Origin of the sequence: Roseburia sp. 831b, assembly GCF_001940165.2 — a bacterium.
Taxonomy (GTDB): domain Bacteria; phylum Bacillota; class Clostridia; order Lachnospirales; family Lachnospiraceae; genus Roseburia.
The window spans coordinates 1,169,765-1,195,232 of the sequence record NZ_CP135162.1; the positions used below are offsets into that span (position 1 = coordinate 1,169,765).

At 39.4% G+C, this 25,468-nt stretch carries 29 protein-coding genes; 7 read left to right on the forward strand and 22 right to left on the reverse strand.

Features of this window, described 5'->3' with window-relative positions; all coding sequences use genetic code 11:
- The 4 genes from lspA to BIV16_RS05390 all read left to right on the forward strand — a co-directional run bounded on the left by lspA (position 1) and on the right by BIV16_RS05390 (position 2,873).
- Positions 1–534, forward strand: coding sequence for a signal peptidase II (gene lspA / locus BIV16_RS05375; protein WP_075678872.1), 534 nt, complete (start codon positions 1–3; stop codon positions 532–534).
- A 136-nt stretch (positions 535–670) separates the two neighbouring features.
- The gene (locus BIV16_RS05380) at positions 671–1,585 is read left to right on the forward strand and encodes an RluA family pseudouridine synthase (protein WP_075678870.1); all 915 of its coding nucleotides are present in this window, start codon (positions 671–673) and stop codon (positions 1,583–1,585) included.
- Positions 1,586–1,721: 136 nt separating this feature from the next.
- The gene (locus BIV16_RS05385; RefSeq protein WP_075678868.1) at positions 1,722–2,351 is read left to right on the forward strand and encodes a cytidylate kinase-like family protein; all 630 of its coding nucleotides are present in this window, start codon (positions 1,722–1,724) and stop codon (positions 2,349–2,351) included.
- Between the two features lie 426 nt (positions 2,352–2,777).
- A complete protein-coding gene (locus BIV16_RS05390; protein ID WP_143524681.1) occupies positions 2,778–2,873 on the forward strand; it encodes a helix-turn-helix domain-containing protein in 96 nt (31 codons plus the stop codon).
- Positions 2,874–3,166: 293 nt separating this feature from the next.
- Here the strand turns inward: BIV16_RS05390 and dtd are convergent, their stop codons facing one another.
- The gene (gene dtd / locus BIV16_RS05395; protein WP_075678867.1) at positions 3,167–3,616 is read right to left on the reverse strand and encodes a D-aminoacyl-tRNA deacylase; all 450 of its coding nucleotides are present in this window, start codon (positions 3,614–3,616) and stop codon (positions 3,167–3,169) included.
- A gap of 184 nt (positions 3,617–3,800) precedes the next feature.
- Positions 3,801–6,290 (reverse strand): ribosomal protection-like ABC-F family protein, encoded by a 2,490-nt coding sequence (gene abc-f, locus BIV16_RS05400; RefSeq protein ID WP_075678865.1) that lies wholly within the window; start codon positions 6,288–6,290, stop codon positions 3,801–3,803.
- Between the two features lie 173 nt (positions 6,291–6,463).
- On the opposite strand from abc-f, the gene BIV16_RS05405 reads away from it, so the two are divergent.
- Both BIV16_RS05405 and BIV16_RS05410 read left to right on the forward strand, forming a co-directional pair.
- Positions 6,464–7,204 carry a tRNA lysidine(34) synthetase gene (locus tag BIV16_RS05405; protein WP_075678863.1) on the forward strand — a complete coding sequence of 247 codons (741 nt, stop codon included), beginning with the start codon at positions 6,464–6,466 and terminating at the stop codon, positions 7,202–7,204.
- Positions 7,197–8,249, forward strand: a complete 1,053-nt coding sequence (locus tag BIV16_RS05410) for a tyrosine-type recombinase/integrase (RefSeq protein WP_075678861.1) — start codon at positions 7,197–7,199, stop codon at positions 8,247–8,249. The genes BIV16_RS05405 and BIV16_RS05410 overlap by 8 nt, the downstream gene beginning before the upstream one ends.
- Before the next feature lie 109 nt (positions 8,250–8,358).
- Here BIV16_RS05410 and BIV16_RS05415 read toward each other — a convergent pair whose 3' ends face one another.
- The 3 genes from BIV16_RS05415 to BIV16_RS05425 all read right to left on the reverse strand — a co-directional run bounded on the left by BIV16_RS05415 (position 8,359) and on the right by BIV16_RS05425 (position 9,785).
- Positions 8,359–8,589 (reverse strand): hypothetical protein, encoded by a 231-nt coding sequence (locus tag BIV16_RS05415; protein WP_075678859.1) that lies wholly within the window; start codon positions 8,587–8,589, stop codon positions 8,359–8,361.
- A gap of 12 nt (positions 8,590–8,601) precedes the next feature.
- Positions 8,602–9,333, reverse strand: coding sequence for a lysophospholipid acyltransferase family protein (locus BIV16_RS05420; RefSeq protein ID WP_075678857.1), 732 nt, complete (start codon positions 9,331–9,333; stop codon positions 8,602–8,604).
- A gap of 119 nt (positions 9,334–9,452) precedes the next feature.
- Positions 9,453–9,785: a LysM peptidoglycan-binding domain-containing protein gene (locus BIV16_RS05425; protein ID WP_075678855.1), complete on the reverse strand. Its 333-nt coding sequence runs from the start codon at positions 9,783–9,785 to the stop codon at positions 9,453–9,455.
- A gap of 184 nt (positions 9,786–9,969) precedes the next feature.
- Here BIV16_RS05425 and lexA point away from each other — a divergent pair, with 184 nt between their 5' ends.
- Positions 9,970–10,587 carry a transcriptional repressor LexA gene (gene lexA, locus BIV16_RS05430; RefSeq protein ID WP_075678853.1) on the forward strand — a complete coding sequence of 206 codons (618 nt, stop codon included), beginning with the start codon at positions 9,970–9,972 and terminating at the stop codon, positions 10,585–10,587.
- Between the two features lie 178 nt (positions 10,588–10,765).
- Here lexA and rsfS read toward each other — a convergent pair whose 3' ends face one another.
- From rsfS to hisG, 17 genes are all read right to left on the reverse strand, one after another.
- A complete protein-coding gene (rsfS, locus tag BIV16_RS05435) occupies positions 10,766–11,113 on the reverse strand; it encodes a ribosome silencing factor (protein ID WP_075678851.1) in 348 nt (115 codons plus the stop codon).
- Positions 11,110–11,691, reverse strand: a complete 582-nt coding sequence (gene yqeK, locus BIV16_RS05440; RefSeq protein ID WP_075679011.1) for a bis(5'-nucleosyl)-tetraphosphatase (symmetrical) YqeK — start codon at positions 11,689–11,691, stop codon at positions 11,110–11,112. The genes rsfS and yqeK overlap by 4 nt, the downstream gene beginning before the upstream one ends.
- The gene (gene nadD / locus BIV16_RS05445) at positions 11,648–12,301 is read right to left on the reverse strand and encodes a nicotinate-nucleotide adenylyltransferase (RefSeq protein ID WP_075678849.1); all 654 of its coding nucleotides are present in this window, start codon (positions 12,299–12,301) and stop codon (positions 11,648–11,650) included. Before nadD ends, yqeK begins: the two co-directional genes overlap by 44 nt.
- A gap of 18 nt (positions 12,302–12,319) precedes the next feature.
- The gene (gene yhbY, locus BIV16_RS05450; RefSeq protein ID WP_075678847.1) at positions 12,320–12,610 is read right to left on the reverse strand and encodes a ribosome assembly RNA-binding protein YhbY; all 291 of its coding nucleotides are present in this window, start codon (positions 12,608–12,610) and stop codon (positions 12,320–12,322) included.
- A gap of 28 nt (positions 12,611–12,638) precedes the next feature.
- Positions 12,639–13,922 (reverse strand): GTPase ObgE, encoded by a 1,284-nt coding sequence (gene obgE / locus BIV16_RS05455; protein ID WP_075678845.1) that lies wholly within the window; start codon positions 13,920–13,922, stop codon positions 12,639–12,641.
- Positions 13,923–14,118: 196 nt separating this feature from the next.
- Positions 14,119–14,409 (reverse strand): 50S ribosomal protein L27, encoded by a 291-nt coding sequence (rpmA, locus tag BIV16_RS05460; protein ID WP_075678843.1) that lies wholly within the window; start codon positions 14,407–14,409, stop codon positions 14,119–14,121.
- Positions 14,410–14,412: 3 nt separating this feature from the next.
- Complete coding sequence (locus tag BIV16_RS05465; protein ID WP_075678841.1) at positions 14,413–14,742, reverse strand: ribosomal-processing cysteine protease Prp; 330 nt, start codon at positions 14,740–14,742, stop codon at positions 14,413–14,415.
- 17 nt (positions 14,743–14,759) lie between these two features.
- Positions 14,760–15,065, reverse strand: a complete 306-nt coding sequence (gene rplU / locus BIV16_RS05470) for a 50S ribosomal protein L21 (RefSeq protein ID WP_075678839.1) — start codon at positions 15,063–15,065, stop codon at positions 14,760–14,762.
- 182 nt (positions 15,066–15,247) lie between these two features.
- The gene (locus tag BIV16_RS05475; protein WP_075678837.1) at positions 15,248–16,693 is read right to left on the reverse strand and encodes an HD domain-containing phosphohydrolase; all 1,446 of its coding nucleotides are present in this window, start codon (positions 16,691–16,693) and stop codon (positions 15,248–15,250) included.
- A gap of 4 nt (positions 16,694–16,697) precedes the next feature.
- Positions 16,698–17,891 carry a ribonuclease E/G gene (locus tag BIV16_RS05480; RefSeq protein ID WP_075678835.1) on the reverse strand — a complete coding sequence of 398 codons (1,194 nt, stop codon included), beginning with the start codon at positions 17,889–17,891 and terminating at the stop codon, positions 16,698–16,700.
- Positions 17,876–18,610 carry a TIGR03936 family radical SAM-associated protein gene (locus BIV16_RS05485; RefSeq protein WP_075678833.1) on the reverse strand — a complete coding sequence of 245 codons (735 nt, stop codon included), beginning with the start codon at positions 18,608–18,610 and terminating at the stop codon, positions 17,876–17,878. Before BIV16_RS05485 ends, BIV16_RS05480 begins: the two co-directional genes overlap by 16 nt.
- The gene (locus BIV16_RS05490) at positions 18,600–20,462 is read right to left on the reverse strand and encodes a TIGR03960 family B12-binding radical SAM protein (RefSeq protein ID WP_075678831.1); all 1,863 of its coding nucleotides are present in this window, start codon (positions 20,460–20,462) and stop codon (positions 18,600–18,602) included. Before BIV16_RS05490 ends, BIV16_RS05485 begins: the two co-directional genes overlap by 11 nt.
- Before the next feature lie 76 nt (positions 20,463–20,538).
- Entirely contained in the window at positions 20,539–20,856 is a 318-nt protein-coding gene (locus BIV16_RS05495) for a hypothetical protein (protein ID WP_075678829.1), read from the reverse strand.
- Between the two features lie 562 nt (positions 20,857–21,418).
- The gene (hisIE, locus tag BIV16_RS05500) at positions 21,419–22,699 is read right to left on the reverse strand and encodes a bifunctional phosphoribosyl-AMP cyclohydrolase/phosphoribosyl-ATP diphosphatase HisIE (protein ID WP_075679009.1); all 1,281 of its coding nucleotides are present in this window, start codon (positions 22,697–22,699) and stop codon (positions 21,419–21,421) included.
- A gap of 64 nt (positions 22,700–22,763) precedes the next feature.
- The gene (hisB, locus tag BIV16_RS05505) at positions 22,764–23,354 is read right to left on the reverse strand and encodes an imidazoleglycerol-phosphate dehydratase HisB (protein WP_075678825.1); all 591 of its coding nucleotides are present in this window, start codon (positions 23,352–23,354) and stop codon (positions 22,764–22,766) included.
- 70 nt (positions 23,355–23,424) lie between these two features.
- Complete coding sequence (gene hisD / locus BIV16_RS05510) at positions 23,425–24,717, reverse strand: histidinol dehydrogenase (RefSeq protein WP_075678823.1); 1,293 nt, start codon at positions 24,715–24,717, stop codon at positions 23,425–23,427.
- 26 nt (positions 24,718–24,743) lie between these two features.
- The gene (gene hisG, locus BIV16_RS05515) at positions 24,744–25,397 is read right to left on the reverse strand and encodes an ATP phosphoribosyltransferase (RefSeq protein ID WP_075678821.1); all 654 of its coding nucleotides are present in this window, start codon (positions 25,395–25,397) and stop codon (positions 24,744–24,746) included.
- Positions 25,398–25,468 lie beyond the last annotated feature (71 nt).

Here is a 25,468-nt window from a genome sequence, read left to right on the forward strand (position 1 = left end):
ATGTCAGAATCCATACAGACATACAACTGGAAAAAAAGAGCACTTCTTGGTTCCCTTAGTTGTGTTTTTCTTGTTTTTTTAGACCAGCTTACAAAATTTTTTGCACAGAAATCACTCATGGGAAAGGAACCTTTTGTTCTTATTAAGGATGTTTTTGAGCTGCAATATTTAGAAAACCAGGGTGCAGCATTTGGCGTCATGCAAGGGAAAAAGACATTTTTTGTAATCTTTACCGTTATTGTGTTGCTTCTTTTGGCTGCTCTTTATTTTAAAATACCTGCCCAGAAAAGGTTTCGACCGGTTTTATGGATTTTAGTGTTATTTTATGCAGGTGCAATCGGTAATTTTATCGACCGCGTCCGTTTGAATTATGTCGTTGATTTCTTCTATTTTAAATTAATCAATTTCCCAATTTTTAATGTGGCGGATATCTATGTAACCGTTGCGGCATTTTTTGTTATTGTACTTGGTCTTTTTTACTATAAGGAAGAAGATTACGAAGCAATTTTTCCAGCTAAGAAAAAAGCAGATTAAATTTAAAGAATTACAGACGATAGAAGAAAACAGATAGAGTTTAAAGAATTACAGACGATAGAAAAAAGCAGATTTAATTTAAAGGATATACAGACGATAGAAGAAAGCAGATTTAATTTAAAGGATATACTGATATATGAAAAAAGAAGTTTTTGAGGTAGACAGTTCTTGCGAAGAGGAACGCCTGGATAAATATTTAAGTCTTATTTTTCCGGAACAGTCCCGTTCTTTTTTTCAAAAGTTAATCAAGGACGGGCAGATTCGTGTCAATGAGAAGACGGAAAAAGCAAACTACCGGCTAAAGACACAGGACTTGATTGAAGTTTCAATTCCAGAGGCTGTTGAAACTCCTATTTTACCAGAAAATATTCCGTTGGATATTTTATACGAGGATGACGATTTATTGATTGTGAACAAGCCAAAGGGCATGGTCGTACATCCATCTGCAGGGCATTATACCGGCACGCTTGTGAATGCCATTATGTATCACTGCAAAGACAGCTTGTCCGGCATCAACGGTGAAATTCGCCCGGGAATTGTACATCGAATTGACATGGATACCACCGGCTCTTTGATTGTGTGTAAAAATGATGAGAGCCATGTTTTTGTGGCGGAACAGATAAAGGAACATTCTGTGGTGCGCAAGTATCGTGGCATTGTATGCGGTCATGTAAAAGAAGAGGAAGGCACCATTCATGCTCCGATAGGCAGACACTCGGTTGAGCGCAAGAAAATGGCAATCAATGAAAAAAATGGAAAAGATGCCATTACCCACTACCGTGTGTTAGAGCATTTTGCAAATTATACCTACATGGAATTCCAGCTTGAGACCGGACGAACGCACCAGATTCGCGTCCATATGGCAAGCATCGGACACCCTTTGTTGGGTGACACCTTATATTCGAGTGGCAAAAGTCCATATAAATTGCAAGGGCAGACGCTGCATGCGATGACGATTGGTTTTATCCATCCACGTACCAAGGAGTATTTAGAAGTATCCGCACCGTTACCGGAATATTTTGAAAAAATTTTGCGCGATTTACGCTCTTAATAGAAAGACAAGAGAGGAATTATTTGAAAATTTTCAAATAATTCCTTTTTATTTTCGGGAAAATATATTATAATAAAGGTAGAAAAGTTAAATAAATTAGATTTTTATTTAACGAAACAGGAAAGGCGGGATTTATATGGGCAACAAAATTTATACCATTGGTCGTGAATTTGGAAGTGGAGGAAAAGAAGTAGGAGAAAAATTAGCTGCAAGGCTTGGAATTAAATTATATGATAAAGAATTGCTTCAGCAGGCTGCAAAAGACAGCGGTTTTTGCGAAGAAATTTTTGAAAATCATGACGAACGTCCAACAAACAGTTTCCTTTATTCTTTGGTAATGGATACATATTCTGTAAGTGGTTATTCTTCAGCACCATTTTTAGATATGCCACTCAATCATAAAGTATTTTTGGCACAGTTCGATACCATCAAGAAAATTGCAGAAAGAGAATCCTGCGTTATCGTCGGAAGATGTGCTGACTATGCATTAGCTGAGAATCCAGATTGTATCAATATCTTTATCCATGCTGATATGGATTTTCGAATCAAACGTGTCACCAAGGATTTAGATATTACAGAAAATAAAGCCAAAGATTATATCCAGAAACAGGATAAACAGCGTGCAAGCTATTATAACTACTATACAAGCAAGAAATGGGGAGATTCTAAGAGTTATCATCTAACCTTAGATAACAGCAAACTCGGTTCCGATAACTGTGTCGAAATGATTCTTCGTTTCCGTGAGCTGATGGATGCATCCAAATAACGAATATATCGGAATTGATAAACAAATCTGGAATTAGAGATTACGGAACTGTTTATTGAAAATTACATTAGACACCGCATTCTGGCAATGACATTGGGAATTGCTGGGTGCGGTGTCTATATATTTATATATTTGTTTGTTTCATTTGTTATGTCATCGGGTCATAGGTGTTGTCTGTTTGTCTGTTGCAATGCAACTATTCGTTAAACTTGTGTTTTGCGAATAAGTATATATCTAGCACAACCACTCTGATACCCTCTGTAACTTAACATTTTTCAACTTAATAAAATCTAAAATATATAATTAAGTACAACATTCTAACACTAAATGCCAAAAAATTTGGATGTTGCATTTACTTGGATTATATTATTTTTAAAGTATATTCGGATTGATATGTGTCAAATAATTCAGAAGGGAGAAATCTGTATGAAACATATGACATTAAATGACCGTATCTCAATCCAAGAAGGTCTTGATAACGGATACGCAATCAGAACTATTACGCCAGAGCCTAGACTTTAAATATTCCATAATTTAGATTCTTATTCAAAGAAAAGGGCGTACAAAGCTCGAAGTGTCATCATACGCCCTTTTTTCAAGAAAATCAGGCACCAAAAAAGACGAAATGGGCGTGGAGATTAATGAGGCATCCCCTACGCCCCAGGTTTCGCGAAACCTGGGGCGTAGGAGGGATATTTTGTATCTGTACTATCCAATGTAAGCAAATCTGAAAGGAAAAAGAGACGAAAATGGGCGTCAGGAATGAAATATATTCTCAGACGCCCATTTCATATGAATTTCTATAAGGAACCTATTTACATAATCTCATCCGAATCCAACAATATGGTAAACGGACCGTCATTCAAAAGCTGTATTTTCATATCAGCGCCAAAAATTCCGGTCTGTACATTGGAAATCTCATTTTTGCAAAGGTCAATCATGTATTCATATAATTCATTTGCATGATCTGGTTTGCCGGCTTTGGTAAAAGAAGGACGATTTCCTTTTTTGCAGTCCGCATAAAGTGTGAATTGTGAAATTAATAACAAACTCCCGTTCACATCTTTTAAGGAAAGATTTGTCTTGCCATTCTCATCCTCAAAAATACGCATTCCCAATAATTTTTTGGTCATTTTATCTGCGATTTCTTTGGTATCGGTATCAGATACCCCAATAAAAACAAGAAAACCTTTTTCAATTTCTCCTGTTACCCTTCCATCCACTGTGCAGGACGCATTTGTTACTCTCTGAATTACATATCTCATGTTAATCTCCTCTTCTTATTATAACGTAATAGTAAAGATTATAGACCTTCTCCAAGGTCTGTCTGTTTACTGCTCGACATTTTTGGATTGCTTATTTTTCCAATCACCTGTCAAATGGTTCTACATAATAGCAATTTGTCTCAAAATTAAAAATGAGACAGATTGCTATTGTTCACAAAACATTTTATCGAATATAATACCCTTCATACTCTCCCCGAAAAAGCTTTCCAAGCGGCAAAAATCCAGCTTCTTCCAGACATTCCGTACGCTCCAGTGCATCTGGAAAAGTTTTGGTTAAAATATGTGATACCTTAAAATTCAGATAAAAATTGTCAACTGCGATGGACAGAATCTCTCTTAAATAAGGCTTCTTTTCATAATTGCTTGCCAGGTCAATCCTTAGAATACCACATGCTTCACCGTTTTCTTTATCCTCACTCTGAAACATTTCTACCGTTCCAATTGCTGCATTCGTCTTCTTTTCCACGACTGTCCACCGGACAAAATAGCGATTGTCGTAAGACTCACACCAAAATGTGATTGCCTCCTTCATACGTGACATTGTCGTATAATGAAAATCATCCCCATGGCAATTATCAGAGTTAAAGAAACGGACTGCTCTCTCATCCGAATAACAGGCCAGCAATTCTCTCACATCTTCCATCTCAACAAAACGCATTTTTACCTGTTCTCTTTCATAAACAGGACAATGCAGGTAAACATCTGTTTCTAAGTTCTCATTTGTCGAATCTGCCTCCGAGGAAATGCGGTCCCACTCTTCCATATCTTCCAGAATGTCAGACTCTAATTGATTGATTTGTTCCTGCAATTCATTCAATTTTACATAATCAGATTGATAATCCGGATTCATCATCTCCATCTTCAGATTCTCCATCTGTTCCTCTTCCTGTTTTAATTTTTCTTCGATTTTCTTCAGCTTCCGCTCTCTCTTTGCCAGCTCTTTTCCAGGATTATAGTAAGATTTCTTCTTCCCAGGTTCGGACACGTTTCCATCGTTTGGTGAAGCCGGCTTTCCTGTCACGCCTGCTTGTTCTTTGGCTTCTTCCCGTTTTTCTAATTCTTCTTTGTATTGCCCATATCCGTATGGATATTCTTTGGTGGTTCCATTTTCAAATACAAGCAGACGGTTTGCAATCTGTTTTACAAAATAACGGTCATGGGAAACAAAAATCAGCGTTCCGTTAAACTCTTTTAGCATGGACTCTAACGTCTCTTTTCCGACAATATCCATATGGTTCGTCGGCTCATCTAAAATCAGGACATTGGGTCTTCTTTTTAAAATCTTGCAAAGCGCCAGACGCACTTTTTCACCACCGGAAAGCATGTTAACATTCTTAAATACGTCATCCCCGGAAAAAAGGAACGCACCTAACATGTTTCGTGCCTCCGTCTGCGTCAGTTCCGGAAACTCATCCCAGAAATCATCCAAAACGGTCTTATTGCTGGTATACATCGCCATCTGCTGGTCAAAATATCCAATCTGAACGTTTGTTCCGTACTGGTAGGTTCCTCCAAGTGGTGAAATCTGACCGACGATTGTCTTTAAAAAAGTTGATTTGCCAAGCCCGTTTCCACCCAAAATTCCAATCTTATCGCCCTTTTTAATGTCAATTTCTACCGTTGAAAGTACCTTTTCATATCCAATGGCTAAATCCTGCACCAAAAGTACATCTTTTCCGGTTTCAACCAATGGTTGAAAATGTGCATGAAAAGCTTTCGTATCGTACTCTTCCGGTGCTTCTACTTTTACCATGTGTTCGATTGCTTTTAACTTGGAGCGTGTCATTGCGACCTTCGTCGGCTTGTTCTTAAAACGTTCCACTAAAGCTTGCAGTCTTGCGATTTCTTTTTGCTGCGCAAGGTAATCTTTCTTTTGTTTTTCATAATTTTCACGTTTTACTTTGACGAAATTGGTGTAATTGCCTGGATAACGTTTGGCTGTGTGATGTTCAATCTCATAGACAACATCCACCACATGATCCAAGAACATACGGTCATGCGATACAACTACAACTGCTTTTGGATAGTTTTTGATGTATGACTCCAACCATTCGATTGTAGAGACATCCAAATGGTTGGTCGGCTCATCTAACAACAAAATATCCGGCTTGCTAAGCAACAGTTTGATAAAGGCAATCTTTGTCTGCTGTCCACCGGAAAATTCACAGAGCGGCTTCTTCTTATCTTCATCGGAAAAACCAAATTTTCGAATCATGGTTTCATATTCTTTTTCATAATAATAACCGCCAATCGACGTAAAATACTCCTGACGGTTTGTATACTCTTTTACTTTTTGCTCGGAATAGTTTTCTTCCAAGGCTTTTGCCATGTCATCGAGTTCCTGCTTCATTTTTTCCATTGGTGCAAACACTTTTCGCACTTCTTTTTCCATGGAAATAGATGGGTCATCAAATGCTATCTGCTTTAGATAACCGATTTGCGGATTCCCCGCCTTGGCGATAAAAATATCTTCGTCGCTGTCTTTTTTTGCCAAATCCACTTCCCCTAAAATAAGACGAAGCAGCGTGGTCTTTCCACAGCCATTTCTTCCGACCACCGCTATTTTCTCTGTATTTCGAATTTCAAAATTTATATGTTCTAACACGACATCATCCGCAAATGACACGGCGCCGTTACAAATCTGATATAACACGATCATTCCCCCTGTAACTAAAACATTTCGACACACTTTACTGTGACAAAGTGTTCTTTTTTGCACTATGCCCATTTTATCATGATTTGCTACTTTTCTCAATTCATTGTATAATTATTAAGAAAAAATGAGCAAATTGTTTGATACGAATTTGAATATAAAGGATGAAAACCATGAAATTACAGCAGCTATATAGTTACACCAGACAGGCAATTGATGATTATCATATGATTGAGGAGGGAGACAAAATTGCCGTCGGTATCTCCGGCGGGAAGGATTCCTTAACACTTTTCTATGCATTAAGCGGGTTAAGACGCTTTTACCCGAAAAAGTTTGAGCTGATTGCCATCTCTGTTGATTTAGGATATGATAACTTTGATTTAGGCGGTGTTAAAAAACTTTGTGAAGAACTTAACGTTCCCTACTATATCGTTCCGACCAAAATATCGGAAATTTTATCCAAAGAATGTAAAAAATCTTCGCCTTGTTCGCTTTGCGCCAAGCTAAGAAAAGGTGCATTTAACGATAAGGCGCTGGAACTTGGATGTAATAAGATTGCCTATGCGCACCATCTGGATGATGTTGTCGAGACCATGTTGTTATCTTTGATTTTTGAGGGACGTTTTTCCTGTTTTTCTCCAAAAACTTTTCTCGATAAGACGAATCTTACGGTTATCCGTCCCTTGATTTATGTCACGGAGGCAAATGTCATTGGATTTCGAAATAAATACCAGCTTCCCGTTGTGAATAATCCATGCGCATTCGATGGATATACCCAGCGTGAATATGCCAAAAATCTTGTAAGACAGATTCATAAAGAACACCCGGGTGCCAAACAGCGCATGTTCCACGCCATTCAAACCGGCAGCATTCCTGGCTGGTCCACTTTGAAAGGAGACAACGCAGATGAATGAAAAAGCTTACTACGAGGACGTAAACCTCAAAAATGAGTTGAAGCTCCGTGAGATGCTAAAGAAAATGCCCGCATTTTGTAAACAGTTTTTTATCGGAATTGAACCAAGAACATCCTCCCGTACCCGCCTGGCTTACGCCTATGATTTGGATACCTTTTTTGATTATTTAAAACAGAATAATCCATTATTAAAAACAGTGGATGTCACCAGTCTTCCACTTAGTATTTTAAATCAAATTACACCACAGGATATTGAAGAATACCTTTTTTACTTAAAATATTATGAAAAAGATGGCGTTGCGCATGCAAATGACGAACGCGGAATCAAACGAAAGCTTGCTTCCCTTCGCACCTTTTACCGCTATCTTTATAAAAATGAAATGATTGAAAATGACCCTGCTATCAAAGTAGATATGCCAAAAATCCATGATAAAACCATCGTGCGGCTAGATGCCGACGAAGTAGCCCTCCTGCTCGATGTCGTGGAATCTGGTGAGAATTTAACCGCAAGACAGCAGATTTACCATGAGAAGACAAAGAAACGTGATTTGGCCATTCTAACGCTTTTACTGGGCACTGGAATCCGTGTATCCGAATGTGTTGGTCTTGATCTTGATGATGTCGATTTTAAAAATAATGGAATCAAAATTCACCGGAAAGGTGGTGCCGAGGTTATCGTGTATTTTGGTGATGAGGTTAGACAGGCATTACTTGGCTATATGGAAGAACGAAACCAGATTGAAGCACTCGACGGCAGTACCAATGCGCTTTTTCTCTCCTTAAAGAAATCCCGCATCAACGTACGCTCCGTTGAAAATCTGGTCAAAAAATATGCAAAACTTGTGACCAGCTTAAAAAATATTACCCCACACAAATTACGAAGTACGTATGGTACCGCGCTCTATCGGGAAACCGGGGACATTTATCTTGTCGCTGATGTCTTAGGACATAAGGATGTCAATACGACAAAGAAACATTATGCCGCTATTGAGGATGACCGTAGACGAAGTGCAGCGAAATTCGTGCATCTTCGGGAAGATAATTAATAAGCCAAAAAAATTTTTCAATAAATAGGCCAAAAATGAACTTTATTTTATAGCAAAAAGCAACTACATCTGTATTTATTTTACATCTTGTAGTTGCTTTTGTCATACATCAATAAATGACTCTTCTTTGCATTGTCATCTCCGATTCGATTTCTTCAATTCCTTTTAGAAGCATCAGGTACTGCTCTGGTGTAATTTCCCTTTTTCCATGCTCAATATCATTGTAATCCATGGCACTGACTCCAATGAAACTTCCGGCTTTACTCAATGGAATATTAAAGCTCTTTCTCTTCTTAAATAAAAGTTCCATGTTCTCTTTGGTAAATTCTTTCAGACTCATACGCATTCCTCTTTATCCTTGTTTTTGTGATTCCAATACGCTGCTAATCTTTTCGCTAATTCTGTCCTTTACCATTGCTGCGATCTCCTGGGTCTTCATTCCTTTGTATTCTTCGTATGTGATTGGTTTCAAATAATGAACCTGGGTTGTTACCGGTCCTAACCATGCACTGTTAAAAACACGATAGGAATCTATTAAAGCAACCGGCACGATAGGTGCCTTTGTCTTTAATGCAATTTTAAAACTTCCCGCCTTGAAATCATATACTTTATTCCGATTGTTAAATTCATAACCACCTTCTGGGAATAAAATATAAATCTTGCCATTCTTCACTTCTTCTGACACTTCATTAATAACAGTAAGTGCCTGTCTGACATCCTTTTTATCCAAACGCTTTCCCTCTAAGAGATCAACAAATTCCCTTACCAGTATTGTATTGGACTTTGCCTTATCCATAACAAGGGAACACGGCTTCTTGTGTGTATAGATAATACCAAGCGCATCATATTTGCCCTGGTGATTCGGATACATCATGTAACCGCCCTCTTTCGGAAGGTTCTCAATACCATACGCCTTCGTCTTGATTGCGCCTGTCATCTTCATAAGACGAACACAGTGCTTTGCAAGCTGATAACGCTCCTCTATGGTATATCGTTCTGGATGATCTGCCTCTTTCCTCATCTTCGGAATCATATATGGTGCACGAAACAGGTTCATCAAAATTACATAAATAAATTTAATCATTCTTTTCTAATCTCCCATCATTCACACTGGTATTATAACGTAAAATGATGGAATTGACAATATTCTACAAGGATTCAACTGATACCGTATTCATCCATATCATACAAATTTTCTCAATCTTATTTATAATCCTCAGAATAATATGGTATTGTCAGATATTGACCGGAATGAATCGGATCTGTGTTGCTGATATGGTTCAGTTTGCAAATCTCTGCCACATACGCATCCATATCTCCACATTCCTCGGTCTTATATTCCTTGGCAATCTTCCAGATACTATCCCCTGGCTCAATTGCGACACTGGTGTAATATTTATAAGTAATATCTGAAGAAGCTGCCTGCGCACGAATGGAGCCAAACACAATCGAACAAATCAAAACAGAAACAAGTAAACCTGCGAAAACGAACAACATCATCTTTCTCTCTCTTACAATTTGACTTCTACTCTTCATCTTATCTTCCTCCATTTATCGAACAAATATTCCGAACAACTGTTTGCATATATACCATATCACTCGAACATTCGTTTGTCAATATAAAAATCGAACAAATTTTCGGAATATATGTTTGCATTTTAGAAGTTCCTGTGTTAGACTATTTTTAAGAAAACATTATATGAGTGCAAGGAGGAATGATATGGCTTACGGAAAAATCAGTACTAAGCAAAGAGAAATTTTAGAATATATCAAGCAGGAAATTTTAAACAAGGGATATCCTCCTGCCGTTCGTGAAATCTGCGAGGCAGTTGATTTGAAATCAACTTCTTCTGTTCATTCACATCTTGAGACCTTAGAGAAGAACGGTTATATCAGAAGAGACCCGACCAAGCCAAGAGCAATCGAGATTATCGATGATAATTTTAATCTCACAAGACGTGAGGTTGTCAATGTTCCTATGATTGGCGAAGTCGCAGCCGGCCAGCCATTACTCGCTGTTGAGAACATCGATAATTATTTCCCGATTCCGGCAGAGTTTCTGCCAAACCAGGAGACTTTCATGTTAAAGGTAAAAGGGGAAAGTATGATTAACGCCGGTATTTTCGACGGAGACAGTATTTTGGTTGAAAAGCAAAGCGATGCTTCCAATGGAGATATGGTTGTCGCTTTAGTTGAAGATTCTGCCACTGTTAAGACTTTTTTCAAGGAAAACGGTCACTATCGCTTACAGCCGGAAAATGATACCATGGATCCAATCATCGTTCCAGAATGTCAGGTTCTTGGCAAAGTAATCGGCGTATTCCGTTTCTTTAGCTAAAAGACTGCTCCCTGGAAAGGAGAATCGCGCTTTATTCTAACAAGGATACATAACGTAAAAGGCTCTGTCTGCTTGAAAATCAAGGATTTGATTCAAGCAGACAGAGCCTTTCTTACTTTAATTTTTTTCCCAGATATCACAAAGCATTTCCTGCTTTGCTTTTGTTTCTAGGCTATTTTTATAAATCATTCTTGTCAATGATTTTACCATCTTTCCAGATTCGTTCCAAATCATAGAACAGACGGTCTTCCTTGGAAAAGATATGAATGACGACATCGCCATAATCCATCAAAATCCAGGTAGAATTCTGATTTCCCTCTACGTGTTTCTGGTGTACACCGTGTGTATACATTACCTCATCAGCTGCATCACACATTGCCTGTAACTGGTTCTGGTTATTTCCGTTTGCAACGATAAAAAAGTCTGCAATCGGGGAGATTTCACGAAGATCAATTACGGTTACATCTTCTGCTTTTCTGTCCTCTAATGCCTCTACTGCAAGCTTTGTCAATTCATTTGAAGTCATAATACTGTTTCCTTTCTGTTATCTTTGTAAAATTTATAAGTCATTTCTGTCATTGGATCAATGGCACCCTTTTTCCCGGAAAGGTATTTTAAAGTGTCATATAAAATCTGTGCCACACAGGCGTCTAAGTCCCCAAACGCAAGTTCTCTGATTACTTCAAGGTTTGGCGCCTCGTTTCTTCCCGGCTCCATATAATCTGCGACAAACAGAATTTTATCCAAAAGGCTCATATCCGGCATACCTGTCGTATGCACCTTGATTGCATGTAAAATCTCAGGGTCTGTGACCTCATAAAGGTGCTCTGCTAATGCAGCGCCTAATTTGGCATGAATCAGACTTGGATTTTTCACTTCACTTTCAGATAAAATCACATGATATTTCTCACATAATTCAAACTTTGTCTCTGTTGGAATACACTTGGCACAATCATGTAAAAGACCGGCAAGCATTGCCTTTTTATAGTCATAACCATGTGCCATTGCAATACATCCGGCTGTATACATCACACCTTTTGTATGTTCATAACGGTTTTTATCAAGCTCTTTTTTCAGCTTTTTTTTCATTTCTGTTATTTCCATCATTTTGATATAATCCTTTTTCCTTGATGTATTTTTCAACGGCATCCGGAATCCTGTCACTTACCGGAATTCCATTTGCAATATCACTTCGAATCTCATGCGATGAGACGTCCATCTTCTTAACGGATAAAAGTGAAATTTCTGCTTGGAACAATTTCTTAATTGCTGCAATTTTTTCTTTTACCTTTGTGCAGTCCCAGTCATCCCGGACTGCCACTAAAATATTGGCACAGGCACAGATTCTATCTGGATATCTCCATTTTTCAAAGTAATCAAGTGAATCCGCCCCCATAATAAAATAAAATGTATCAAGCGGATTGCTTTTCTTTAGCTTCTCTAGGGTAAGATAGGTAAAACTTGTTTCTGCTGCCTCTATTTCGATTTTGGATAACTGAAAATACGGAATAGACGCAATGGCAAGTTCCGTCATCTTCGCGCGCTGTCCTGCAGGCGTCATGTTGCTTTCCCTTTTGTTTGGTGAATGACCTGCCGGAATAAACCATACCTCATCTAAAGCAAAATCCTGATATGCACTTTTGGCAATGGCAAGATGTCCATTGTGAATTGGATCAAAGGATCCGCCGAAAATTCCAATTTTACGATTTTTCATAGCTTTAAAAGCCCCGTTTTACTTTGGCAAATCAAATTTCGAATTCTTCTTTGCCTGACGGAATAAAATAATCTTTTTACCGATTACCTTTACAACCTCAGAACGGGTACGTTCTGCAATTACCGTTGCGATTTCTTTCGGATCATCGATACAGTTTTTTAAAACTGCAATTTTAATTAATTCTCTTTTTTCAATTGCCTCATCTAATGCGGTAATAATTTCCGGAGTCAGACTTGCTTTTCCAATCTGAAAAATCGGATCCATGCTGTTTGCCTGACTGCTTAAATAAGCACGCTGTTTACTTGTCATTTTTCTTCTCCATTCTATCGATATCTTTTTACTTGTAGTAATCAAATTCATGACCGTACATTCTTACGGTGTCTCCATCAACAATACCACGTTCCTCTAATTCTGCTAAAATTCCCTGTTCCTTTAAGAAACGCTGGAAGAAAAGGAATCCTTTTTCGGAATCAATGTTCGTGTATCCTAACATCTTTTCAATCTTTGGTCCTTCAACCACAAACGCTGCATCATCATCTCTTGTGATGGTATATGCCTCATCCTTAAAGAAGGCAAGTGCCGGGTCAAATTCCTGCTCGTAAATAACAGGTTCTTTGCTGCATGTTGCAAGCAGATTATTGACATGGTATAATAATTCTTTTAGCCCCTGTCCGCTGACGGCAGAAATTGCAAAAACTTTGATACCATCTGTCTCAAATTCATCTCTTAACTTTGCAATGACCTCATTCTCATCGCCATAAATGGCATCAATCTTATTTGCTGCAATCACCTGAGGTTTCTTTAAAATTTCAGGATCGTATGCCTCTAATTCGTGGTTGATTGCCTTAATGTCTGCGATTGGGTCTCTTCCCTCTGTACCTGCAGCATCTACCATATGAATAATAACCTTTGTACGTTCAATGTGGCGCAAAAATTCATGACCAAGTCCGATACCGTCCGAAGCGCCCTCGATAAGTCCCGGAATATCCGCAATGACAAATCCGGCTGCACCATCTAAATCAACAACACCAAGATTTGGCTGCAAAGTTGTAAAATGATAATTCGCAATCTTTGGCTGTGCATTGGTGACGCGGGAAAGAAGGGTTGATTTTCCTACATTCGGAAATCCAACAAGTCCGACATCTGCAATGACTTTTAATTCCAGTTTTACCTCAATCTCGATGGATTCTCCACCCGGCTGTGCGTATTTTGGAGCCTGCATCGTAGCAGTTGCAAAATTCTGGTTTCCAAGACCACCACGGCCACCCTTTAAGATGACCTGACGCTTGTTATCCCCAGACATATCTGCAATGACTTTGTCAGAAGCGGCATCCTTAATGACAGTTCCTGCAGGAACCTTTAAAATCAAGTCTGCACCATTTTTCCCATGACAGTTTTTCTTTCCGCCTTCCTGTCCTGGCTCAGCAGCAAATTTTCTTCTATGACGGAAATCGGTAAGCGTATTTAACCCGTCATCCACAACAAAGATGACATCGCCGCCTTTTCCTCCGTCTCCACCATCCGGTCCTCCGTTTGGCACATATTTTTCACGGCGGAAGCTCACATGTCCATCGCCGCCTTTTCCTGATTTTATAATAATTGTTGCTCTATCTGCAAACATTTTTTTCTACCTCATAATCGAATCACAAAAAAGCCGTAACACACTTTTTTGCACCAGTTGTCAGTTACTAATTTGTGGGATTTTATTATTTTATATCAATTTATGTCTGTTTATTCTCTCAAGGAAACTATAAGGTAATTTCCCGTTTACTAAAAATAAGACCCGGCTATCACATAGTCGGGTCTACAAGGTTGTATTATTCGTTGCTAGCTACTGGATAAACGGAAGCCTGTTTCTTATCTCTTCCTTTTCTCTCAAATCTTAATACACCATCTGTTAAAGCGAATAAAGTATCATCTCCACCGATACCTACGTTAGTACCTGGATGAATCTTTGTTCCACGCTGTCTGTATAAAATGTTACCAGCTTTTACGAACTGTCCGTCTGCTCTCTTTGCTCCTAATCTTTTAGATTCGGAATCACGGCCGTTCTTTGTAGAACCAACTCCCTTTTTATGAGCAAAAAACTGAAGGTTCATATTCAACATGTCTTACACCTCCTTGAAATCTAGAATGATAAATTCATTCCCATAGTTGTGTTGTATTTCCTGTAAGCCTAAAACCATTGACTTCATCAGCAACTCGGCATCATGTCCCGCAGGTTTTTCGAACCGGAAGGAAATAAGTCCTGTCTCTTGATCCTGATTTGTCGCATGCGCTTCCTTCGTAAATTGATCGATGGAATTGATGGTGTTAATCACCAGTGCTGATATTCCAGCACAGACAATATCTTCACCCGCATCCGCATATCCGGCATGTCCAAGGCAGCTAAAACCAAGATACTCATGAGCCTGGTTTTGAAAAATCGTTATCTTTGTCATAACAATTTCCTTATCGATTACGCGTTGATCTTTTCAATCTTAACCTGTGTGAACGCCTGTCTATGACCGTTCTTTTTGTGATAGCCAGTCTTTCTCTTGTACTTGTAAACGATAACTTTTTTACCTCTGCCTTCTTTTACTACAGAAGCTTCTACAGATGCGTTAGCTACGTCTGCTCCAACTTTGATTCCGTTATCAGATACAGCTAAAACCTGATCAAAAGTTACTTTCTCACCAGCTTCAACACCAAGTTTTTCAATGGTAATGATATCGCCTTCGGATACTTTGTACTGTTTACCACCTGTTGCTATAATTGCGTACATATGGCACCTCCTATTATCATTACTCGCCAGTTGTGGTTTCTGCAAAAGCGCAGAATTTGAGACCTCACTGTGCGGCATACTTCGTTAGTTTAACATATAAAGTTACTTACGTCAACCACTATCTCTTTTTTTGTCGAAAAAAATTTGCGGCCTGTTTGCAGAAATCCCTCCATCCAACAGATTTAAACCGCCTCGCTTCTTCGCTCTAGGATACGTTTTACCTCAGAGCGCACAAAAGTCGGCTGGTACGGTTTTAAAATATAACCTGCCATATCCATTTTCCGGCAGCGTAACAGGGTCTCCATGTCATTTTTTACCGTTACATACAAGACCGGAATCTTTCCATAACGCTTTCGGATTCTGTCTACCGTCTCAATGCCGTCTAACTCCGGCATCATAATGTCCATCAAAATCAAGTCGGGCTTCTTCTTTTTCTCAAGGTAAGAAAGCGCCTGTCTGCCGGATTTTACCAAGGTAATTTCATAATTTTCCGCTAAGATATCACGAAGCATATTCAGATTCGAAATCATATCATCCACAATCAAAAGCCGTTTCCGCTCTGCCTTTGAAACCATCTCTGTGCGCTCCATCTCCGACTTCACAATCATTGCGTCCCCTTCCGGTTCTAATGATAGAATGGTAATGTCAAGATTTTCCGATAGCAAAAGGTCTAACGTTGTGTGATCCATCAGGCGTAACACCGGGCGAAGATTATGCTCGTCTGCATTTTCGGAAACGATTCCTCTTCTTCCATCCGAAAGCTGCACAAAGGAACCTTTGGGGAATAATGGCACATAGGTCAAAAAAGTAGACACTACCTTTGGCTCAAACATAAGACTGCTCGCTCCCATAAGATACTCCGCAGCCTCCACCGGTGAGTAACAGGGTTTGTACGGTCTTCTTGAAATCAGCGCATCATATACGTCTGCAAGGTGTAAAATTTTGGTATATTCGGACTGCTCAGAGCCCATCAAATGATCCGGGTAGCCGCTTCCATCTTCGTTTTCATGATGATGCAAAACAGCATCCTTAATCTGATCCGAAATATCGGTCCTGTTTTCGATGAACTGATAAGATTTTAAGGCATGTGACTGAATCAGCCGGTATTCCTCCGCCGATAATCGTCCTGTTTTGTTTAAGATTTCTTTTGGAATAAATAATTTTCCAATATCGTGCAAAAGCCCTGCTAACACCAAATCGGTTAGTGCCTGCTTGTCATAGCCCATGTCCATGCCTAAAATGCAAGAATATACCGCTACGTTTACCGAATGGGAATAGGTCACATCATCCATTTCCCGAAGATCAATCAAATCCAAACTGATAAATCCTCTGTCTAAAATATCGGAAACAATTTTTTTCGAAATTCTCTTACAACCGTCAATATCCTTATTTCGAATGTAAAAACTGCTCTCATAACGAACCCGTTCCGAAATCATATCTTCAATTTCAATCTCACTTGAAAGTTCGTCTTCTACATAAAGCCCCTGAAAGCCAAGACTTTTTAATTTGGTTATCATGGCATTGGTCAATGTAGAATTCTCACTTACTAAAACGGTTCCTTTGGCATTTCGAAGTGTTCTTGCAACACACATTCCCTCTTTGACTAAACCAATCGGCATAAAACGCATTTTCTCACTCTCCCTGTAGAGCTTCTGTCAAAGATTTTCTCACTTTCTTTCGTGTCACTTCAACTAGTCCAAGCATTGTCATGTCCCATACATCCGTAGGAACAGGATCTGATTTTAAAAAGGTTCGAAAATGTTCTAAAAGCTCAAAATCATCCTCTTTTGACTTTAAATTGATAAAATCGACTACTATCATCCCTGAAATATTGCGGATTCGAAGTTGATGTGCAATCTCCCTCGCCGCCTCGATATTAATTCTTTTAAAATTTTCCCATTTATCTTTTTTGGCAACATTTTTTCCACTGTTGACATCAATGACGGTCAGTGCCTCTGTCGGCTGGATTACAAGATAGGCGCCTGATTTTAGCCAGACACGCTCTCCTAATGCCTCATCAATCGCAGAACGCATTCCATATAATGCCGACAAAGATATGGCATCATCCTCGTAAAATTCCAATGGAATCTGATTCTGATGCTGCTTTTGGTACTCCTTCATCTGCAAATAAAGCTCTTTTTCATCCGTCACAATTTTTTCCACTGAATCAAGGTAAAGACTCGACAGCTGCCTTAAATATGGCGCTTCCTCCTCATAAAGGCAGCTGTAAGCAGTCCGGTGAATGGCTGTCTCTTTTAACTTTTCATACTTTTGAATCAAGGAATCAGCCTCTAAAAGAACCTCTTCATCGGTGACATCTTTCGCATTCGTGCGAACAATAAATCCATATCCTTTTTGCAGTTTTCCCTCGAACAGGTTTTGGAAACGTTTCCGTTCCGTCGCGTCCAATTTCGATGAAATGCCAAGTTTTCGATTGCCTGTTGTTAAAACCACATATTTGCCCGAAAAATTCAAATTCGTTGTAACACCAGGATCTTTGGTTTTTAAAGCCTCCTTGCAGACCTGTACAACAATTTCATCGCCTTCGCACAAATTCTTCGTCTTAGACTGCTTTTTCACGTAAATTGGATGTTTTAGCTCCTTTAACGACAAATAACAGGTCTGATTGGCATCAATTCTTACAAAGGCTGCATCCAGATTTTTTACTATATTTTTGACTCTTGCGACATAAATATTTCCAAGCAGACTGACCTGTGTCACCGGTTCAAGGGCAAGATCTATCATGTGCCGGTTTTCATCATACAAGGACGACACGATGACATGCTTGCCCGAAATCTGTTGTTTTGTCACTAAATAGCGGTACATACTATATTACTTCCCATCTCTCCAAGAGAAATATATCGTTTTTCATCTTCTAAATAGGCATAGACATCCAAGCGGTGTATCTGAATGGCATTGGCATCATAGGTGAAACCTAATTTTTCAAACAAAGCTTCTAATACCATTTCCGGTTTCAAGTTGTTTGTACTTCCGGTACAGACATTAAGGTAAAAAGCAGGTTGTCCATCTTTGGTTATCATGTGAATATCATAGACAAGCTCTTTTAAATCCATAACTTTTTCGCTTTTTTTCGTTTTTTTGGTCACCAAAAACTCAGCTGCATCGGTGAAGTATTCCTTGATTCCCTGTTCAAATGCCGCAAAATCAGCCGGCGCCTGATAGCCTTCTTTAAAACTTAGCTCATAATCAGCCGCAGCCACAATGGACATCGCCGTTTTTGCATTGTCTTTAAGCTGCACATAACCGGTAATCTCGATTCCTTCCACCATGGTATCATTCAAAGCCTTTAACGCCTGTTCTGTGGAAGTTGAAGAATGGACTTCAATGTCTAAATATTCCCCATCACTGGTAATGCCCACACCAAGTGGTGCCGCAAAAGACATAATCTGATGTGGTGAAAATCCTTCCGAATAGCAGATGTCGATGTTTGCTCTTCGCATCGCCTTCTGAAAATAACGCATCATATCAAGATGTCCGATGAATTTCATAACTCCATATTTTCGAAACTTAATTCTAATTTTCATAACAGACACCTCCTCCAAATTTTTTCGCACCACAGCCAGAGCAGCGCATTCTACAGTTTGGTGTCACTTTCTCGCCATGCGCAGTCTGCCACTCACGTTTCAAGAACTCTTTTGTAACACCGACGTCAATGAAATCCCATGGGAAAATTTCGTCTAGCGGACGTTCTCTCATCGTATAAAAATCAGGGTCAATGCCACATTCCTCAAAAGCATCCAGCCATCTTTGGTTATCGTAATATTCGCTCCAGGCATCAAAAACAGCACCATTCTCATAAGCTTTTAAGATTGCTTTTGCAATTTTACGGTCTCCTCTTGCAAGAATTCCCTCTAAAACGGTTACATCTGCCTCGTGCCAGTTATATTTGATACTCTTGTGATTCAACTGTTCTTTGACCGTATCGTTTACCACTTTTGCACGTGCAAGATAATCATCCGGTGTATACATTCTTGCCCACTGGAATGGTGTAAATGGCTTTGGAACAAAGAACGAAGTACTGATGGTAATCTGACATTTTCCGTTTCGTTTTTCCTTCGGAACGGTATCGTAATACAAAGCCGCAATCTCATTTGCAAGCTCTGGAATCGCCTTCATGTCTTCCTCTGTCTCAGTTGGAAGTCCAAGCATAAAGTAAAGTTTTACCTTATTCCATCCTCCCTCAAACGCAAGTCCTGCACCGTGAAGAATCACGTCCTTTGTCAAACCTTTGTTAATCACATCACGAAGTCTCTGGGAACCGGCTTCAGGTGCGAACGTTAAGCTGCTCTTTTTGATATCCTGCACCTTACTCATGACATCCAAAGAAAAGGCGTCAATTCGAAGGGATGGCAGAGAAATATTAACCCCCTTGTCCTTAAATTCATCAATCAAAAAGGTTACCAGTTCTCCTAAGCTAGAATAATCGGAGGAACTTAACGAACTAAGTGAAATCTCTTCGTGACCGGTTGACGCAATCATTTTTCTTGCTAAATCTTTTAGCCGCTCTACATTTTTTTCACGTGTTGGACGATACACCATTCCCGCCTGACAGAAACGGCATCCTCGGATACATCCACGCTGGATTTCAAGCACAACACGGTCCTGTGTCGCACGGATAAACGGAACAACCGGCTTTTCCGGATAAACAGCCTCCGTCATCTCCATCACAAGCTGTTTTTCCACTTTTTGGGGAACATCGTCATAAATTGGCGTAAACGCTTCAATTGTGCCATCTTCTTTATAAGTTACATCATACAAAGATGGAACATAAATTCCCGGGATTTTTGCAGCTTCATGCAAGAATTCACTTCGGGATGCACCTGCATCTTTCATTTTTAAATATAAATCGAACAGTGCATCGTACTGCACTTCACCTTCACCCATATAGAACAAATCAAAAAAGTCTGCGATTGGTTCTGGATTATAGGTACAAGGACCTCCACCGATTACGATCGGGTCATCCTTTGTCCGATCCTTTGCAAGAAGTGGAATCTGTCCTAAATCAAGCACCTGCAAAATGTTGGTATAACACATTTCATACTGTAACGTGATTCCAAGGAAATCAAAGTCCTTGATTGGCTCCTGGGATTCTAGGGCAAACAATGGTATCTTTTCTTCCTTCATAATAGTAGAAAGATCTGTCCATGGAGAGTAAACACGCTCACACCAGACATCCTCTCTTTTATTGAACATATCATATAGAATCTGTATTCCAAGATGAGACATTCCAATCTCATACACGTCCGGGAAACACATTGCAAAACGAATTTTTACATCCTCTTTCTTTTTTTTGATGCTGTTTAATTCATTTCCAATATATCTTGCCGGTTTATCAATTTTCATCAGTATTTCATCTGATAACGCTAATTTTGTCATAAAAAAATGTATCCTTTCCTATGTTTCAAATTGAAACTGGCTGTCTTTCGATTATACAAGAAAACGGCAGTGTCCGTCAATCTTGCATTTCTATCATAACATAATCCTTAACCTTTGTGTATAAATCATTTTCTTCTACCAACGTCACCACATCCTTCGCCGAATAGGAAAAAAAGCGCACTCCCGTCAGGTTTGCATACAAAAACAGCGTAAACAGGATAATTGCTGCCAAAAACCTGCCTTTTCCCCAAAAAGAAACTGCACTCTCCTCCCCAAATGCATCCTCCTGTCCCATTTTTGGTACACTTCTATTTTGTTCCGTTCCAACGTACTCAAACGATTTTCTAACTTCTGAAATATAACGTCTTCTATCATCAATCTCCTGATTGGTCATTTTTCTGCTGCTCCAAAGCTTTTACAGTAATTTATGAGGGATTGTGTTGGAATAGAACTTGCGTCTTTGCAGCTTTTTATGTGGCACGCTTTTTCCCATTCTTCTCATCTATTCTGGCGCCGGGCGTGCCTCATGCACTTTTTTTAGCTTTCGGCACGCGCACGCTTCCCCCTTTTTCAAAACTTTTGCATGCCTACCGGCCGATATCCGGTCATAGGCACGCCTTTTTCCTCTGTCCCATGACACAAATGCGGTGCTTTAAACTCTAAATTGACCTCTAGGCACGCAAATTTCAAAACTGATTGCTGTGCCTTATACTAAATAAAAAACGATAGGCACGCCCGAAGTCCTGTTTTTAAAGGAAAATATGCATGCCATATTATCAAAAAGCGTCAATAGGCATGTCGCAGAGCAAGAACTGGCTTAAAAGCGCACCCGCCTGTTTCCACAAAATTGGCATCCGGCACAGCAAATGTAAAAAAATCATGTCCGCGCGAAACCGCTTAACAGACATGATTTTTTATAAAATTTATTATATTGTATATATTTCCCGTTAAAAGCTCTACCTCTGCGAAAGCTCCTGTGTAATATCTTCCCAGGTAACCCCTTTTTCTGCCATCAATACCATACAATGATATAAGAAATCGGAAATTTCGTATTTGATTTCCTCCGGGTCAGGATTCTTTGCCGCAATGACAATCTCGGTACATTCCTCGCCAACCTTCTTTAAGATTTTGTCAATTCCCTTGTCAAACAAGTAATTCGTGTAAGAACCTTCCTTTGGATGCTCTTTACGGTCAAGAATGACATTGTAAACATCTTCTAAAATCTTAAGCGGGTTCTTCTCGACATATTCTTTTTTAACAATATCATTGAAAAAGCAGCTTGGAGCACCCGTATGGCAGGCAACTCCAACCTGTGATACTTTTGCTAAAATAGTGTCAAAATCACAATCGGCTGTTAAAGATTTCACATACTGAATGTGGCCGGAAGTCATTCCTTTTATCCATAACTCATTTCTGCTTCTGCTAAAGTAAGTCATTTTTCCGCTGTTGATGGTGGTATCAAAGGCTTCCTCATTCATGTAGGCAACCATAAGTACTTCATTGGTGCGGTAGTCCTGCACGACAACCGGAACCAGACCATCACTGTTTACTTTTAAATCTGACCAGGATAAGGCAGGCTCAAAGTTATCCATCTTAATTCCAAATGCAGAAAGCTGTGCCTTTAATTCCATGATATCGGTTGTTGGCTCATTGATAAAGTTTCCGGCGATTCCTCGGATGTTGTTACGCTTCAAATCGGAAACGATTGCCTCGTAATCGCAGTCATCAAACCATACCACATAAGGCAAATCTGTGATATTTTCAATCGGATCAAGCATTTTCTTATTTAAGACAAGCAGTTCATGGAAATACTCGTTCATCACTTCCTGATGTTTGAATACAAAATCAATGTTTTGTACAGACACAAGGACACGGTCTTTTCCAAACCGTTTGCTTGCCTCCTCAGCCAGCTCAATACTGATTGGCTTTGCACCGTTTAAGATAACCTGAAGACAACCTGCATAAATTAATTTCTTCACATCTTCAAAACGCTTGATGTTACCGCCGGCGCATACTTTAATCTCAACATTACGGTTAATATTTTTAATGGTATGAATATTTTTCTCATGTTCTTCATCATCATCCGATAAATCGAATACGATGATTTTATCAATTCCACTGTCATTGTATAATTTTGCAAGATGAATGACATCATCAATTACAGTTAAATCTTCTGCTGATTTTACAGCCTTCCCATTCTTTAAGAATATGGTAGCTACGATATTTTTGTGTTCCATATTTACTCCAGTTTCCTGACTGTGTGTCTTTACACAATCCATATTTTCCAATTTTACAGACATACTATTCGAGACTTCCTTTTGTTGATAAGACATCTTTGATTCTAGGGTCAAACGAGACCGCTTCATCCAGGGCTCTTGCAAATGCCTTAAACATCGCCTCAATCATATGATGCTGGTTGCCACCCTCTAAAACCTTGATATGTAAATTCATTCCGGCTGTATAAGATACCGCATAAAAGAATTCTTTTACCATCTCTGTGTCCATATCCCCGACACGCTCCGATGTAAAATCTGCGTCAAATACCAGATACGGACGGCCGGATAAATCAATCGCACAAAGGACCAATGTTTCGTCCATTGGCAAAATACAGCTTCCAAAGCGTCTGATTCCCTTTTTATCTCCCAACGCCTTTTTGATTACGGTGCCCAGTACAATTCCGACATCCTCGATGGTATGATGGCAATCCACTTCTAAATCCCCAGTCACCTTCACATCCAAATCAAAAAAACCATGTCTTGCAAACCCTTTTAACATATGATTGAAAAAGCCAACGCCGGTATCAATTTCAGCGTCCCCTTTTCCATCTAAATTCAAAGAAAGGGTAATATCTGTTTCCTTTGTCTTTCGAACAAAATCCGCTCTTCGTTCCATGTCTGCTCTCCTAATCTATTATAGTACTTTCCTTGGTAAAAAGGAACACCCAAAGTCATTCCCCGTGCGACTACTCTTCAAATCTGACACGAATCGAATTTGCATGTGCTGTCAGCTGTTCGCACTCTGCAAACTGTACAATATCTTTATAAATTGGCTGCAATGCCTCTTTAGAATAAGAAATAATACTCGATTTCTTAATGAAGTCGTCCACACTAAGCGGGGAGAAGAATTTTGCGGTTCCATTGGTCGGCAGCACGTGGTTTGGTCCTGCAAAATAGTCTCCAAGCGGCTCGCTGGAATATTCGCCGATAAAAATTGCTCCCGCATTCTTAATCTTTGTCATCACTTCAAATGGATTCTTTGTAACAAGCTCTAAGTGCTCGGATGCAATCTCATTGACAGTAGCAATCGCATCCTCCATGTTTTCTGCCACAAGAAGATAGCCATAATTGTCTAAAGATTTCTGTATAATTTCTTTTCTTGATAATTTTGCAACAAATCGATCAATTTCAACCGATACCTGCTCGGCAAGTTCTTGGCTTGTGGTAATCAAAATCGCAGATGCCATCTCATCGTGTTCTGCCTGTGACAAAAGGTCGGCTGCAACAAATTTTGGATTTGCCGTTTCGTCTGCCAATACCAAAATCTCACTTGGTCCGGCGATAGAATCAATGCTGACGTATCCAAAGACTGCCTTTTTGGCAAGGGCAACATAGATGTTACCTGGTCCAACGATTTTATCTACTTTTGGCACACTCTCGGTTCCAAATGCCAATGCGGCAATCGCCTGAGCTCCACCCACTTTATAGACGCGGTCTACACCGGCTTCTTTTGCAGCGACTAATGTGGAAGCACAAACTTTTCCATCTTTTCCCGGCGGTGTTGTCATGACAATTTCTTTGACTCCTGCTACTTTTGCCGGAACGACATTCATCAAAACAGAGGATGGATAAACTGCCTTTCCACCCGGAACATAGACACCAACCCTCTCTAACGCTGTCACCTTCTGTCCTAAGATAATGCCGGAATCCTCCGAATCAAACCAGGAATACTGGCGTTGTTTTTCATGATAAGTACGGATGTTGACCAGTGCTTTTCGGATAACCTCCAAAAGTTTTTCGTCAACCTTTTCATAAGCCTCTTTGATTTCATCCTCGGTAACTAAGATATTAGCTGCGTTGATGTCTGCACCATCAAATTTTTTGGTGTAATCAAAAATTGCAGCATCTTTTTTGGCACGCACCTGCTCAATAATATCATTGACGCGGGATTCAAATTCTCCATAAGAATTTGGGCTTCTTTTTAAAAAATTCTCCAAAATATTGGTTCTGGCTTCTGCCGTTAAATTCATGATTCTCATATGCAATCTTCCCTTCTATTCACTGTCTATATCTGGTTTAAAACTGATTTTAAGTCGGAAATCAGTTTTGTAATCCGTTCATTTTCCATCTTCATGCTGACCTGGTTTACCACCATTCTTGCAGAAAGCGGGCAAACCTCTTCTAACACAACAAGTCCATTTTCGCGCAAGGTAGAACCGGTCTCTACAATATCGCAGATGACCTCGGACAATCCTACAATCGGTGCAAGTTCGATGGAACCGTTTAACTTAATAATCTCAACTGTCTGATGTTTTTTATTATAAAAATAATCCTTTGCAATATGCGGGTATTTTGTTGCAACACGAATCAGTTCATGGTGCTGCAGCAAATCCTTTGCGCTTTCCGGTCCACAGATGCACATTTTACATTTTCCAAACCCAAGGTCAAGCACTTCATAAATGTTGCGGCCTTCTTCTAAAATAGTATCTTTTCCTACAATTCCGATGTCCGCAGCTCCATACTCCACATAGGTTGGAACATCCGGTCCTTTTGCAAGGAAAAAGCGAAGCTTTAATTCTTCATTTACGAAAATTAATTTTCTAGTATCTTTATCCTTCATCTCCTCGCAGGTGATTCCAATCTGTTCGAACAATTCTAAGGTTTTCTTTGCAAGGCGTCCTTTTCCAAGTGCAAAGGTTAAATATCTTTTTTCTTCCATCTCTAATCTCCATTCTTACGACACTGTTACATCACGGTTTTTGACTTTGTGAAAATTTTAACCAATATCAG

What these genes read in the sequence shown, in the direction of transcription:
- lexA (WP_075678853.1), top strand. Translation starts at nt 9,970, where the DNA reads ATGGCTTACGGAAAAATCAGTACTAAGCAAAGAGAAATTTTAGAATAT.
- BIV16_RS05490 (WP_075678831.1), bottom strand. Translation starts at nt 20,462, where the DNA reads ATGACAAAATTAGCGTTATCAGATGAAATACTGATGAAAATTGATAAA.
- hisG (WP_075678821.1), bottom strand. Translation starts at nt 25,397, where the DNA reads ATGGAAGAAAAAAGATATTTAACCTTTGCACTTGGAAAAGGACGCCTT.
- BIV16_RS05420 (WP_075678857.1), bottom strand. Translation starts at nt 9,333, where the DNA reads ATGATTAAATTTATTTATGTAATTTTGATGAACCTGTTTCGTGCACCA.
- rpmA (WP_075678843.1), bottom strand. Translation starts at nt 14,409, where the DNA reads ATGTTGAATATGAACCTTCAGTTTTTTGCTCATAAAAAGGGAGTTGGT.
- hisD (WP_075678823.1), bottom strand. Translation starts at nt 24,717, where the DNA reads ATGAGAATCATGAATTTAACGGCAGAAGCCAGAACCAATATTTTGGAG.
- yqeK (WP_075679011.1), bottom strand. Translation starts at nt 11,691, where the DNA reads ATGGAAATAACAGAAATGAAAAAAAAGCTGAAAAAAGAGCTTGATAAA.
- BIV16_RS05495 (WP_075678829.1), bottom strand. Translation starts at nt 20,856, where the DNA reads ATGACCAATCAGGAGATTGATGATAGAAGACGTTATATTTCAGAAGTT.
- BIV16_RS05380 (WP_075678870.1), top strand. Translation starts at nt 671, where the DNA reads ATGAAAAAAGAAGTTTTTGAGGTAGACAGTTCTTGCGAAGAGGAACGC.
- BIV16_RS05475 (WP_075678837.1), bottom strand. Translation starts at nt 16,693, where the DNA reads ATGCGTTTTATGCCGATTGGTTTAGTCAAAGAGGGAATGTGTGTTGCA.
- BIV16_RS05480 (WP_075678835.1), bottom strand. Translation starts at nt 17,891, where the DNA reads ATGTACCGCTATTTAGTGACAAAACAACAGATTTCGGGCAAGCATGTC.
- BIV16_RS05390 (WP_143524681.1), top strand. Translation starts at nt 2,778, where the DNA reads ATGAAACATATGACATTAAATGACCGTATCTCAATCCAAGAAGGTCTT.
- yhbY (WP_075678847.1), bottom strand. Translation starts at nt 12,610, where the DNA reads ATGACAAGTAAACAGCGTGCTTATTTAAGCAGTCAGGCAAACAGCATG.
- BIV16_RS05465 (WP_075678841.1), bottom strand. Translation starts at nt 14,742, where the DNA reads ATGACAAAGATAACGATTTTTCAAAACCAGGCTCATGAGTATCTTGGT.
- nadD (WP_075678849.1), bottom strand. Translation starts at nt 12,301, where the DNA reads ATGAAAAATCGTAAAATTGGAATTTTCGGCGGATCCTTTGATCCAATT.
- BIV16_RS05385 (WP_075678868.1), top strand. Translation starts at nt 1,722, where the DNA reads ATGGGCAACAAAATTTATACCATTGGTCGTGAATTTGGAAGTGGAGGA.
- BIV16_RS05485 (WP_075678833.1), bottom strand. Translation starts at nt 18,610, where the DNA reads ATGAAAATTAGAATTAAGTTTCGAAAATATGGAGTTATGAAATTCATC.
- BIV16_RS05405 (WP_075678863.1), top strand. Translation starts at nt 6,464, where the DNA reads ATGAAATTACAGCAGCTATATAGTTACACCAGACAGGCAATTGATGAT.
- rsfS (WP_075678851.1), bottom strand. Translation starts at nt 11,113, where the DNA reads ATGACTTCAAATGAATTGACAAAGCTTGCAGTAGAGGCATTAGAGGAC.
- hisIE (WP_075679009.1), bottom strand. Translation starts at nt 22,699, where the DNA reads ATGGAACACAAAAATATCGTAGCTACCATATTCTTAAAGAATGGGAAG.
- obgE (WP_075678845.1), bottom strand. Translation starts at nt 13,922, where the DNA reads ATGTTTGCAGATAGAGCAACAATTATTATAAAATCAGGAAAAGGCGGC.
- BIV16_RS05415 (WP_075678859.1), bottom strand. Translation starts at nt 8,589, where the DNA reads ATGAGTCTGAAAGAATTTACCAAAGAGAACATGGAACTTTTATTTAAG.
- rplU (WP_075678839.1), bottom strand. Translation starts at nt 15,065, where the DNA reads ATGTACGCAATTATAGCAACAGGTGGTAAACAGTACAAAGTATCCGAA.
- BIV16_RS05410 (WP_075678861.1), top strand. Translation starts at nt 7,197, where the DNA reads ATGAATGAAAAAGCTTACTACGAGGACGTAAACCTCAAAAATGAGTTG.
- lspA (WP_075678872.1), top strand. Translation starts at nt 1, where the DNA reads ATGTCAGAATCCATACAGACATACAACTGGAAAAAAAGAGCACTTCTT.
- hisB (WP_075678825.1), bottom strand. Translation starts at nt 23,354, where the DNA reads ATGGAACGAAGAGCGGATTTTGTTCGAAAGACAAAGGAAACAGATATT.
- dtd (WP_075678867.1), bottom strand. Translation starts at nt 3,616, where the DNA reads ATGAGATATGTAATTCAGAGAGTAACAAATGCGTCCTGCACAGTGGAT.
- BIV16_RS05425 (WP_075678855.1), bottom strand. Translation starts at nt 9,785, where the DNA reads ATGAAGAGTAGAAGTCAAATTGTAAGAGAGAGAAAGATGATGTTGTTC.